10 protein-coding genes are annotated in these 12,014 nt (G+C 69.4%); 3 read left to right on the plus strand and 7 right to left on the minus strand.

Annotated features, from left to right (window positions below):
* Positions 1-192 precede the first annotated feature (192 nt).
* Positions 193-1,176 carry an LLM class flavin-dependent oxidoreductase gene (locus ACRDSQ_RS02660; protein WP_431418428.1) on the minus strand — a complete coding sequence of 328 codons (984 nt, stop codon included), beginning with the start codon at positions 1,174-1,176 and terminating at the stop codon, positions 193-195.
* Positions 1,177-1,257: 81 nt separating this feature from the next.
* On the opposite strand from ACRDSQ_RS02660, the gene ACRDSQ_RS02665 reads away from it, so the two are divergent.
* Entirely contained in the window at positions 1,258-2,067 is an 810-nt protein-coding gene (locus ACRDSQ_RS02665; protein WP_431418429.1) for an HAD family hydrolase, read from the plus strand.
* Positions 2,068-2,075: 8 nt separating this feature from the next.
* Here the strand turns inward: ACRDSQ_RS02665 and ACRDSQ_RS02670 are convergent, their stop codons facing one another.
* Positions 2,076-2,813, minus strand: coding sequence for a lysophospholipid acyltransferase family protein (locus ACRDSQ_RS02670; protein WP_431418430.1), 738 nt, complete (start codon positions 2,811-2,813; stop codon positions 2,076-2,078).
* Entirely contained in the window at positions 2,813-3,184 is a 372-nt protein-coding gene (locus ACRDSQ_RS02675; RefSeq protein WP_376771649.1) for a hypothetical protein, read from the minus strand. Before ACRDSQ_RS02675 ends, ACRDSQ_RS02670 begins: the two co-directional genes overlap by 1 nt.
* Positions 3,185-3,440: 256 nt before the next feature.
* Here ACRDSQ_RS02675 and ACRDSQ_RS02680 point away from each other — a divergent pair, with 256 nt between their 5' ends.
* Positions 3,441-3,644, plus strand: coding sequence for a cold-shock protein (locus ACRDSQ_RS02680; protein ID WP_054053561.1), 204 nt, complete (start codon positions 3,441-3,443; stop codon positions 3,642-3,644).
* 56 nt (positions 3,645-3,700) lie between these two features.
* Here ACRDSQ_RS02680 and ACRDSQ_RS02685 read toward each other — a convergent pair whose 3' ends face one another.
* The 3 genes from ACRDSQ_RS02685 to ACRDSQ_RS02695 are packed head-to-tail and all read right to left on the minus strand — an operon-like array spanning position 3,701 to position 9,608.
* Positions 3,701-5,440, minus strand: a complete 1,740-nt coding sequence (locus ACRDSQ_RS02685) for a glycosyltransferase (protein WP_431418431.1) — start codon at positions 5,438-5,440, stop codon at positions 3,701-3,703.
* Positions 5,437-7,299: a glycosyltransferase gene (locus ACRDSQ_RS02690; protein ID WP_431418433.1), complete on the minus strand. Its 1,863-nt coding sequence runs from the start codon at positions 7,297-7,299 to the stop codon at positions 5,437-5,439. The genes ACRDSQ_RS02685 and ACRDSQ_RS02690 overlap by 4 nt, the downstream gene beginning before the upstream one ends.
* 17 nt (positions 7,300-7,316) lie before the next feature.
* Positions 7,317-9,608 carry a hypothetical protein gene (locus ACRDSQ_RS02695; protein ID WP_431418435.1) on the minus strand — a complete coding sequence of 764 codons (2,292 nt, stop codon included), beginning with the start codon at positions 9,606-9,608 and terminating at the stop codon, positions 7,317-7,319.
* Positions 9,609-9,912: 304 nt separating this feature from the next.
* On the opposite strand from ACRDSQ_RS02695, the gene ACRDSQ_RS02700 reads away from it, so the two are divergent.
* A complete protein-coding gene (locus ACRDSQ_RS02700; protein ID WP_431418437.1) occupies positions 9,913-10,926 on the plus strand; it encodes a glycosyltransferase family 2 protein in 1,014 nt (337 codons plus the stop codon).
* A 60-nt stretch (positions 10,927-10,986) separates the two neighbouring features.
* Here the strand turns inward: ACRDSQ_RS02700 and ACRDSQ_RS02705 are convergent, their stop codons facing one another.
* A complete protein-coding gene (locus ACRDSQ_RS02705) occupies positions 10,987-11,964 on the minus strand; it encodes a lysylphosphatidylglycerol synthase domain-containing protein (RefSeq protein ID WP_431418439.1) in 978 nt (325 codons plus the stop codon).
* Between the last annotated feature and the right edge of the window lie 50 nt (positions 11,965-12,014).

A 12,014-nucleotide genomic window follows, 5' to 3' on the forward strand; every position in this document is an offset into this window, starting at 1 on the left:
TCGGCGATCGTGAGTCCGAAGAAACCGGACCCCACGATGATCAGGTCGTAGCCGGCATAACTGTCTTTGGTGTTCGCACCGTCGCTCACGAGGGCCCAGGTTACCTGCATGAGATTGGCCACTCGCACCCGGACGCACGCGGGCCCCGGCCGCCGATCACTCGGCGCGCCGGGGCCCGTGTCCCCTGTGGAACTACCCCTCCGAACTGTCCACCTCGCCAAGAGAGACGCTCGGCTCCCCCGCGTCGTTGCTCGCGGAGCCGGAGTTTTGTCCGAGCAGGCTCGCCCGGCCGCCGAGGGTCGGCAGCACCTCGGCCGCGACCTGCTCCAACACGCTTTCGCGGCCCGCGTACACGCCATCGGGCCGGGGCCAGTGGGTGACGACATCGGTGAAGCCGAGTTCCTGGGCGCGGCCGACGTGGTCGCGGAACGCCTCGACGCTCTCCAGGGAGAACAGCGGCGAGGCGTCGAGGCTGAGGTAGCGGTCGACGGTCGCGCGGTCGCGGCCCCGCTCGGCCAGGATCGCGTCGAACTTCTCGGCGCGCTCGGCGACCCCGCGCCACCAGTCGTCGAGGTCGGCGGCGTCGTGCGGGCCCAGGGTGATCCAGCCCTGGCCGTGCCGAGCGGCGACGGCCATCGCCTTCGGGCCGTCCGCGCCGACCAGGAACGGCACCCGCGGCCGCTGCACGCAGCCGGGGGCGCTGCGCGCCTGGACCGCGGTGTAGTACTCGCCCTGGTAGTCGGTGACCGGCTTGGCCAGGACCGAGTCCATCAGGTCCACGAACTCGCCGAACCGGGCCGTGACCTGGCGCGGGGTGATCTCCTCCTCGCCCATCACCGAGCGGTCGTAGCCGCCCTTGCCGGTCGCGCCGGAGCCGAGGCCGAGCATGAATCGGCCGTCGGAGACGTCGTCGACGGTGAGGACCTGCCGGGCGAAGGACACCGGGTGGCGGAAATGCGGCGACACCACGAGGGTGCCCAGCCGCAGGGTCTCGGTGACCATCGCCGCGGCGGTCAGGGTGGCCATGGAGTCGAACCACGGGCCGTCGACCAGTGAGCGCCAGCCCAGGTGGTCGTAGGTCCAGGCGTGGTCGAAGCCGTAGGTCTCGGCGCCGCGCCAACGCGGCTCGGCGGCCCACCAGCGGTACTCGGGGAGGATGACGATGCCTACTCGCACGCCACGAACCTAGCGAACCAGGCGGGTCCGTGTGGCCGATAAGGCATCGAGCGATCCCAGCCGGTCGTGGAGTATGGGGGCGTGGAGAAACCCAGGCTCATCGCGTCCGACATCGACGGCACCCTGCTCTCCGTGGACGAGTCGGTGACCCCGCGCACCCAGGCCACGATCGACCGGGTGCTGGCGACCGGCACCCCGTTCGTGCTGGTCACGGGCAGGCCGCCGCGCTGGATCCCGCCCGTCGCCGAACCCACCGGCCTCAACGGGTACGCCGTGTGCGCCAACGGCGCGGTGGTCTACGACATCGCGAACTCATCCGTGCTGAGCGTGCACGGCCTGGAGCCGATGCTCCTGCATGACGTCGCCCACACCCTCGACGGCGTGCTGCCCGGCATGCGGCTCGCCTCGGAGTGGGCCGACCTCGGCCCCTACGACGGCGGCGTCACCTTCGCCACCGAACCCGGCTTCCGCAACCCGTGGGGCGACGCCGAGCAGAACATGCGCCCGCGCGCGGAACTGCTGGGAAGGCTGTCGACCAAGCTGCTGATCCGGCACGAGAACATGACCAGCGCCGAGATCGCGATGATCGCAGGCGAACTGCTCGGCGACGCGGTCGACATCACCTACTCCACCAACCGCGGCCTCATCGAAATCTCCGCGCCCGGCGTCACCAAGGCCCACGGCCTGGCCGAGGTGGCCGAGCGGGTGGGCGTCGCCCAGGAGTCCGTCGTGGCCTTCGGCGACATGCCCAACGACATCGAGATGCTGCGCTGGGCAGGCCACGGCGTGGCGATGGCCAACGCGGACGCCGCCGTCATCGCCGCCGCCGACGAGGTCACCGCCTCCCACACCGAGGACGGCGTAGCCCAAGTCCTAGAACGCTGGTTCTAACCCGCGGGTTACTCGGGTTTGCGTTTGTCCAGTTCGGCGGCTTCCTCGGGGGTGGGAGCGGTGCCGCCGAGGTGGGCTGGGAGCCACCATGAGTCGGACTCGCCGGACGGGGAGTCCGGGTAGTCCTTCTGGACGCGGTCGAACAACTCCGTCATCCGGGCGCGCAGGTCGAGCGTCAGGGCTTCCTGGTCGTCGTCCGGGCCGACGGTGAACGGCTCACCCGCCCGGATGAGGATCGGGATGTGCCGCTGCTTGAGGTCCTTCGGCCGACCCTTCGTCCACAGCCGCTGCGTGCCCCACAGCGCCATCGGCACCACCGGCACACCAGCCTCGGCCGCCATCCGCACCGCGCCGGACTTGATGTCCTTCACGGTGAACGACTGGCTGATAGTCGCCTCGGGGAACACCCCGACGACCTCACCGGCACGCAGCTTCTCGACCGCCTCCCGGTACGACGCCTGGCCCGCGGACCGGTCGACCGAGATGTGGTGCATGCCACGCATCAGCGGGCCCGCGATCTTGTTGTGGAAGATCTGCTGCTTGGCCATGAAGCGCACCAGCCGCTTGGCGGGCTGCGCGCCGAAGCCCGCGAAGATGAAGTCGAGGTAGCTCACGTGGTTGCACGCGATCACCGCGCCACCGATCTTCGGGATGTGCTCTCCGCCTTGGACATCGACTCGATAGTCCATGACCCGGAAAAGGGTCTTGGCCGCCAGCACCACCGGCGGGTAGACGATCTCGGCCACTAGTCGCCCACAGCCTTGGCGGCCTGTTCGCGCAGCACGATCGGGGCGCCGGCGAGGTCTTCCTCGTTGCACAGCAGCTTGACGTCGTAATACGGCGATCCCTCGCCGTCGTCGTAGTCGAGATGGATCGCGATGACGTCCACTGGTTCACCGAGCCAGTCCTGGGTCGCCCGCAGCCACGACGCGGCCCGTTCCAGGGCCGCGGGCAGATCGTCGTCACGGAATTCGACCGGGCGGTAGGGCACGCCCTGGACCTGGTCACCGCGATGGGCGGGGCGGGGCAGGTCTACGGAGACTCCGGCTTCGTCGAGGTCGAGCGCGATGGTCTCGGTGTTCTCGGTCACGGATTTTTCACTGGCGAGCTCGCTCACTCCCAAAGCGTCTCCCAGCAGGGGAACCGCCGCAACCCCCGACCTCGTGTCACGTCACACGTGCGGTGAGTGCGGGGTGTGTGGTTGACTGTGTGAGGTCGTAAGTTTTCTTGAGTACGTGTTAGATCACGCTCGCAAGAGATCGTTGCGGGCGCGCGGTTTTCCTCCAGGTCAAGCCGGAGAAGTCGCCGTCTGAAACCGACCAAGGCGTGCGCACCCGTGCGCGCTGATAGCGGTACCTGTTGAGGAGATAGTCGTGGCACAGGGCACAGTGAAGTGGTTCAACTCCGAAAAGGGCTTCGGATTCATCCAGCCTGACGACGGCGGCGCCGACGTCTTCGTGCACTACTCGGAGATCCAGGGCTCGGGCTTCAAGAGCCTGGACGAGAACGCGCGTGTCGAGTTCGAGATCGGCCAGGGCCAGAAGGGCCCGCAGGCCACTGGCGTTCGCGCCATCTGAGCTGATTCAGACGCAAACGGGCCGCTCCCCCTCGGGGAGCGGCCCGTTTCGTGCGTTCATGGTCGGTCCAGGACCTCGGTCCATGAGTCCGTCGAGGTCAGCGTGGGCAGCGCCGAGCGGTACGCGTCGACCAGCGCGGGCCACTCCCGGATGAGCCTGCGGTAGTCGGCCGCAGCGCGCTTGGACAGCTCCCGGAACACCTTCGGGTCACGTTGGCGCAGCGCGGCACTGCCGTCGGCGTTGACGACCGCCGCGCTGTCGAGGGTCCCGAGCCGAAACCAGGGAGCGTCGGTGGCTTCGGCCAGCACCTGCGGGGCTCCGCTCGGCGGCGCGGGCCGCAGGTTGTGCGCCAGGCCGCGGGCGGCGTAGGCCAGCACCCTGGCCGGGTGCCCGCCCTCGGCCAACAGCCGGGCCGTGTCCGCGGGGCCGTGCACTGGGCTCGGCAGTTCCTCGACGGAGGCCTTGAGCTGCGCGTCCGGGTAGCCTGCCTGTTCGGCCTTCACCCGGCCCAGTCCGGTGCGGAGCAGGTCCGGCAGTCGGCCCGGCCCGGCGAGGAAGTCCTCGACGGCCATCAGTTCCAGCGCGACCGTCGAGTACTGCATCGACAGCAGCCTGCGCATCGTCATCCACATGCCCTGCAGCAGCAGCGTGCGACGGACGTCGCCGGTGGCGTGCAGGGCCGCGTTCACCAGCCGGTTGCGCAGCAGGAAGTACGCGGGCCAGTCAGTGTCGTTCTTGGCCGTCCACGGCATGTGCCACACCGCCGCACCGGGCAGGGTGACCGTCGAGATCCCCTTCTCGAGCGCGCGCAGGCCGTACTCGGCGTCGTCCCACTTGAGGAACAGCGGTAGCGGCAGGCCGGTCCGGCGGACGACTTCCCGCGGGAACAGGCACATCCACCACCCGTTGTAGGTGACGTCGACCCGCCGGTGCAGCTCCGGGGTCTCGCGCAGGCTCGCCGCGGCGAAGTCGTGGTCGGTGACCGCGCCGGGCGCCGCCGTCCACACACACCGCTCGAGGTCGACGACCTCGCCCATGCTGTGCAGCCGGGTCGGCGAGACCAGGTTGAGCATCTGCCCGCCCACGATCACCGGCTCCGCCGAAGCCGCCGCGAACGCGTGCGCCCGCAGGATGCTGTCCGGTTCGAGCACGATGTCGTCGTCGAGCAGGAGCAGGTGGTCGGCGTCGGACTTCTCGAACTCGGTGAAGGCGCGGGCGAAGCCGCCCGACCCGCCGAGGTTGTCCTGCTCCACCACGCGCAGCCGGTCGCCCAGCAGGGCGGCCGCCTCGGCGAACTTGGCGTGCCCGCTGATCTTGTCGGTGCCCTGGTCGGCGACGAGGACCCGGCTCACCTTGGCCATGACCTCGGTGTCCGCGCCGAGCGCCAGCAGCGAACCGACGCAGTCGTCCACCCGGTTGAAGGTGGTCACGCCGATCATCAGGGTGCGCTCGGGCAGCTCCTCCGGCGAGTGCCAGGCACCCTCCGCGAGATCGCCGTCGAGGTCGAACCACAGCCAGCCGCCGTCGTCGAACCCGGACAGCTCGACGGAGAACTCGGTCTGCCCGTCGACCGCGCGCTCCTCGACCAGCGTCGCCCTGCCCGTGGCGTCCGAGCGGAACACCGACACGGTGCCCACCGCGGACAGCCGGAGCACGACCGTGCGGACCGTCGTCCACCGCCGCCAGTACGCCGCCGGGAACGCGTTGAAGTACGTCCCGTACGACCGCCCGTCCACGTAGAGCGCGGGCGCGTCGGCCTTGGGTCGGACGACGACCCGCTGCAGGACCGCCGTCACGACTTGAAGAGCCGCTGCCAGTTCTCCCGCGAGGTCAGCTCGGGCACCGCGGCCCGCCACTGCTCGCGAATGCCCCTGCCTTCCTTCGCGAGCCTGCTGAGCAGCCGGAAGGACTCCTTCGAGAGCTTGTTGAGGACCTCGCGGTCGTACTCGCGCACGCGGAACGCGTCCTGCGCCGAGTCGGTCACGATGACCGACTTGAACAGCGACACGTGCCACCACTTGGCGTCCTTGGCCATGATCGCCGCGGCGCCGTGGTTGCGGCCGCGGACCTGGTTGAGGACCCGCTTGGCCAGCGTCGCGGCCAACATCGACGGGGTGCCAGAGTCGTCGGCCATCGGCAGTGTCGCCGCGCCGTCGACGCCCAGATCCTCCGGCTGGCGGCGGTGCGTGTCGGGGTACTCGTTGCGCAGCTTGCGGATGCCTGCGGCGGCCTCGACGCCGCCGTCGCCCAGCACGCCGGGGCCGGACAGGAAGTCGTCGACCGCCTTGAGCAGCGTGGCCGCCATGCCGTACTGCATGGAGACCAGGTAGGTGGCCATCTGGCGGGCCAGGACCTTGCTCGCCTTCTTGCCGTCGAAGTCGCTGTGCAGCGCGGCGGTGATCAGCGAGTTGCGGAGGCTGAAGTACCGGGCCCAGTCGTCCCAGTCCTTCCACGCGAAGTCCGCGTGCCAGACCGCCGAGCCCGGCAGCGTGACCGTGGCGAAGCCGTTGCGGCCCGCGCGGGTGCCGTACTCGATGTCGTCCCACTGGAAGAACATCGGCAGCGGCAGCCCGATGCGCTCGACCACCTCGGCCGGGATGAGGCAGGACCACCAGGCGTTGTAGCCGGCGTTGACCCGGCGGTGCGGGAGTTCCTCGGTGAGGTCGATGTTGTGCACCGCGCCCGCCACCGGCACGCCCGGCTTGAGCCGGTCGAGGTCGGTGGTCTCCGCGCTGATGTGCAGGCGGTTCGGGTGGTACAGGTAGAGCATCTGCCCACCGACGATGGTCGGGTCGGTGGCGTGGTTCGCGAAGGCCGTCATACGGAGCACGGTCTCGGGCTCGAGCAGGACGTCGTCGTCCATGAACAGGATGTTGGACTTCGTGCCGCTGCCGGTGACCTCGAACATGCCCCGGGTGAAGCCGCCCGCACCGCCGAGGTTCGGCTGCTGCAGGTAGTGCAGCTTGCCTTCGTAGAGGGCGACGACCTTGTCGAAGTCCTCGCGGCTCTGCACGGTGTCGTTGCCCTGGTCGACCACGTACACGGCGTCGACGGTGCGCAGCACCTCGGTGTCCTCACCGAGCGCGCGCATCGTGGCCAGGCAGTCGTCGGCCCGGTTGAAGGTGCAGATGACGACCGAGGTCGCCCGCTCGCGGCGCGGCTCACGGGCCACCCAGCGGCAGTCCTCGATGATCAGTTCCTCGCCCGCGGTGACGGCCTCGATCCAGATCGAGCCGCCGTCCATGAACCGGTCGAGCGCGGCGGGCAGGCGGACCTCCTGCTCGGTGCTCGCGCTCACCTCGGCGGTGGCCAGGATGCGGGGCTCGCCCTCGGCGTCGGAGGCGTGCACCTCGAGCCTGCCCGCGCCGGAGACGCGGAAGACCGCCTCCAGCTCGCGCAGCGGCGTCCACCGCTGCAGGTAGCTCGCGGGCAGCCTGCCGAAGTAGGTGTTCGTGGTGCACCTGGCGTCCGGCTCGATCACCACCCGACGACGTTCGCACCGCACGGCCCCGCGCTCGGCCAGCGCGTAGAGCTCGTTGGGCGCCTGCGGGCTCGGCGATGCGAACATCAGCCGCTGGACTACGCGCCAGACGCCCGATTCGGACCGCTGAGAACCGAGGCCAACGGCCACCTTGTGCTCCTGCTCGGTCGGCATTGAACTACCTGCTCCTCTTAGGATGCGTCGGGCTTGGATCCGGCATGCGTCAGAACCGGTTCGATGGTAGCCCCGTGGTCTTCTTCGGAGCCTGATTCCACTTCGGCGCCAGTCGTGCGGCGACGCCTGCGCGCCGTCCACCAGATCACCGACTGGACCGCCACGACGCCGGCGGCGCCGATCAAGATCCACAGGCCCAGGTGCAGGCCGGGGGCGACGAACTCGAGTCGCACCTCGTGCTCGCCGGGCGGGAGGCTGATGTTGATCAGACCCGCCTGCCCGTCGACGACCTCGACGGGTTTTCCATCGATGGTGGCGACATAACCTGGCCACGCGAGCCGGGCGTAGATCAGTTCGCCGCCCTGGGCGGGCACGCGAACCTTCGTCGTCTCGATCTCGTCACGCGAGTCGGACGACAGCACCTCGGTGCCGTTCTGGGCCCAGGAGACCCGGCCGGGGTAGGCGGGCGCCTCGTCGCGCAGCCACACCGTGCGGACGTCGTCCTTGAGCGCCAGGGTCCAACCGGGCTTGGGCGCCTTGTTGACGACGTCCGGGAACAGCTTGTTCTGCAGAACCAGGGTCTCGACCCGCAGCGCGTCGATCAGCGCGATGTCGGTCTGCCGGACCGGCTTCCACAGCGCGTCGAACGCCGCGGGGCAGGTGACACCCTTGTAGTCCATGCACAGGGCGTTGGTGAACTCGGCGTAGCCGATGCCGCTGTAACGGTTGATCGCCTCGATGCCCGCGGCCACGGACAGGTTGCCGAACAGCATCTCGCCGTCGTCCTGGTCCTGTGTGCGGACGGTCGACTGGTTGGCCAGCTGCAGGACGGTGCCGCGGTAGACCTCGGTGCCCTTCTCCAGCTTGCTGACCGATCGAGGCGGCTCGATGGCGACGCCGACGCCGCCGTTCACCGGGATACGGCTGCTCTGGTAGGTCAGCACGCCGATGGTGCCGATGAGCAGGACCGCGCCGGTCGCGAGCCAGCCGCGGCTGCGGTAGGTGTACACGACGGCCAGCGACAGCGCGGCCATCGCGATCGCCGCGGCGAGGTGCATCCGCCAGAACTCCGGGCGCACCGAGAACGACAGGTACGCGCCGAACAGGACCAGTCCGCCGGTGCCGAATGCGCGGGCGCGGAATTTGTCGGTGGCCAGACCAGCCGAGAGAAGGACGGCCAAGACGACGCCCAGGCCGAGGTACAGGTACTCGATCAGCCGGATCGGCCAGCGGAACAGCCAGGCGTTGGACGGGCCGAGCACGAGGACCGCGTACACGCCGGTGATGACGCCGACGCTGATCAGCGAGCGCGCGGGCTTGCGGAGCGCGCTCCAGCGCAGCCAGGGCAGCAGCGGCACGGCGAACCAGATGAAGTACGTGGAGGGCAGGCTCTCCAGCAGCGCGCCGCCCCAGTTGGTGATCGACGGCAGGTAGGTCGGGGCGCTGAAGCCCGCGATGTCGCCGAGGTCGGGCACCATGAACGTGTCGTTGGCGATCATCGCCAGCTCCTGGCGGGAGCTGATGCTCATCACGCCGAGCAGCGGGAAGAAGACCAGCACGGCGGACAGACCGACCATCGCGCTCATCACCAGCAGGTGCACGAGCGCGCGGATCTGCTTGCCGACCAGCAGCTCGACCGCGATGCCGAACACCACGATCATCAGGCCCAGGGTGGCGTACGGGTTGCCCGTCAGCATGCCCAGGACACCGAAGATGAACGCGGGGATCGGCGACATCTCGCCCCGCGCGTGCCTGCGCGCCGCCCACCAGAAGTACGCGACCCAGGTGAAGGCCATCAGGCCCGCGGGCCAGCCCGCCGCCTCGTAGTACAGGGTGAAGCCGGTGATCGGGAGGGCCACGCCGATGACGACGGCGGGCACGCGTCCCGCACCGTATTCACGGGAGAGCAGGTAGGTCGCCATGGCCAGCAGGGCCATGAACTCGATCATGACGAACGCGGCGCCCGCGGCGAGGTTGTCGTACAGCGAGACGATGACGTAGTTGACCAGCTCGACCGGGTTCCACAGCGCGTACGCGGTGTCGGCGGTGTAGTTGCCGCCGTACCAGCCGGACGGGTCCATCGTCGGCCAGTGGCCCGCGCGGAGCTGCTCGCCGAAGTGGTGCCACAGGGGCACAAACGACTCCGGGTTGTCTCCGACGTAGTAGAACAGCGGGTGCTGCAGATACGGGATGACGTAGACCACGGCGGCGCCGAGGCCGACGAGCAGCACGACCAACCACTCCGGGAGCCGGCGCAGGACCGATCTCGATGGAACCTCGCGGTCGAGACCAGGGCTCGCGTCTGACACTGAACAACCTCTCCGTCGACAAACCCAGCCGGCGTTATCCGACACGCGCATCTCTCCGACACGCACTGTGACGCCCGAGCGAGATCGCGGGCTCCCGCACACAGGGTCGGGAGGCGGCCTAGCGGCAACCAGGTCCCGAGTGTAGTGACGTGAGCCTGACCTCACGGTCGGCCCCCACCCGCGTACCCACCGGCCGGATACCGTACCCGCCTGAGCTGTAGCATCTTCGTCTGTCCGGAGCCCCGACCCCTGCGGTCGCCGTGGATGCTCCGGATTCGCGAGCTCACCTGAGGAGCCTCTAGCTGTGACCCCCAGCCAGCAGCCCGACAACGACCGGCGTCCCCTCGTGACGCTGATCGCCCCCGCTTACAACGAAGCGGACAACGCGGCCGGCCTGGTCGGGTTCTTCCGCGAGATCAAGGCGGCTCAGCCCGAACTGGACTTCGAGCTCATCCTCGTCGACGACGGCTCGACCGACGGCACGGCCCAGATCGCGCTCGACGCTCTGGGCGAGGGCGACGTCGCCCGGATCGTCCGGCTCTCGCGCAACTTCGGTTCACACGCGGGCGTCACCGCCGGACTCGCGCACGCGCGTGGTGACTGCGCGCTGACGCTGAGCACCGACCTTCAGGAGCCGCTCGAGGCGGTCATCCGCTTCCTCGACGAGTGGCGCGCGGGCAATGACATCGTGTGGGGCATCCGTGAGGTCCGCGCCGTGCCCAAGGGCATGGGCAACCTGATGTCGCGGCTGTTCTCGCGGGCGTTCCACCGCTTGTCGACGATCCCGACCTACCCCAAGGACGGACCGTCGCAGATCCTCGTGTCGCGGGCGGTGATCGATGTCGTCAACTCGATGCCGGAGACCAACCGCAACGTCCTCGGCATCGTCGCGTGGGTCGGTTTCACCCAGACCACGATCTCGTTCGAACAGCTCCCCCGCCCCGCTGGCAAGAGCAAGTGGACGTCGAGCAAGAAGATCAAGCTGCTGCTCGACTCGTTCGTCGAGTTCTCGTCCGCACCGTTCCTGATCACCGCCGTGCTCGGGCTGCTGATCGGCGGCGCGGGCCTGGTCGGCATCCTCACGCTGCTGCTCATCGCGCTGATCACGCTGAGCGCGCCGATCGCCTGGGGCCTGATCCTGGCGTCGGTGTTCTTCCTCGGTGGGATGCAACTCGTCGTGCTCGGGGGCATCGGCGAGTACCTCTGGCGCACCGGCGACGACGCGCGACGCAGGCCGGTCTACATCACCCGGTCCGTGCACGACGTCGGGACGCTGAACCGCTCGGAGATGCTCGCCGGTTCGTCCGCCGCGAGCTGACCTGGAACAAACGGAACCCGCCGGATGAATTCTCTCCGGCGGGTTCCATTCTGCTCGGGGTCAGGCAGGCTCGATCGCGGGCGGCGGCCGCAGCCGAGCGACCAGTGCGGCGACGCCTGCGGTGCCCACGTCGGCCACGGTGAACATCGCGCGGGAGGCCACCGCGAACGCGGCGCCCGCCTCCGGGCCCAGCGCGGGCGCCAGGGCCAGGGCGACGAGCAGGTCACGGACACCCGCGCCGGAGGGCAGGATGAAGAAGAACAGGCCCGCGGTCAGTCCGATCGCGATGGCGCCGACGCACAGCAGCAGAACCTTGAGCTGCGGGGCGCCGCCGGCGGTGGCCAGCAGCCAGAGGTGCACGCCGAACAACACGTACGTTCCCATGGCGTAGGCCAGGGTCTTGAGGATCGTCGACCAGTGCAGGCGGTGGTCCAGCGGCGCTTTGCGGAGCAGCCGCAGGATGAGGTTCACGCCCCAGGTCATGACCGTCGGGTGCAGCGCGACGACGCCGACCGGAAGGACCGCGTAGAGCCACACCGCGCCGGGGGTCTCGGCCAGCAGCACCGGCAGGGCGAGGACGCCCAGCGCGAGCGACGCGACCACGGAGACACCGAGCTGGACCAGCGAGCTGACGAACATCCGCGCGCGCGGCAGCCCGGCCTTGCGGCCGAGTTCCATCTGCAGCACGTAGGCCCACACCGAGCCGGGCACGTACTTGCCGAGCTGGCTGACCAGGAAGATCTGTGAGGCACGGACCCGGCCGACCGGCTTGCCGAGGTCGTCGACGATCGCCTGCCAGCCCAGGGTGCTCGACATGATGCCCGCGACGACGGCGACCAGGCTCAGCACCGCCGAGTACCAGGGCACCTGGCGCATGGCGGCCCAGACCTCGTCCCACCTGGTCACCAGGTAGTAGCCGGCACCCACGACCACCGCGGTGAGCAGCAGTCGGCGAAGCCAAGTGACGACCTGGGATTTCAGCGATGGCGGCGCCTTCACCGTCACCACCTCGGGTGTGGGTTCGGTCTCGACAGTCATGGCCTCTCCGGTGTCAGTGGCATTCGATCGGCCGTCAGGGAGCATAGGGC

The sequence above is a fragment of the Actinokineospora sp. genome, assembly GCF_050699995.1.
Classification (GTDB): Bacteria; Actinomycetota; Actinomycetes; order Mycobacteriales; family Pseudonocardiaceae; genus Actinokineospora.

Coding starts and splice junctions, on each gene's coding strand:
- ACRDSQ_RS02690 (WP_431418433.1), bottom strand. CDS start 7,299: ATGCCGACCGAGCAGGAGCACAAGGTGGCCGTTGGCCTCGGTTCTCAG.
- ACRDSQ_RS02705 (WP_431418439.1), bottom strand. CDS start 11,964: ATGACTGTCGAGACCGAACCCACACCCGAGGTGGTGACGGTGAAGGCG.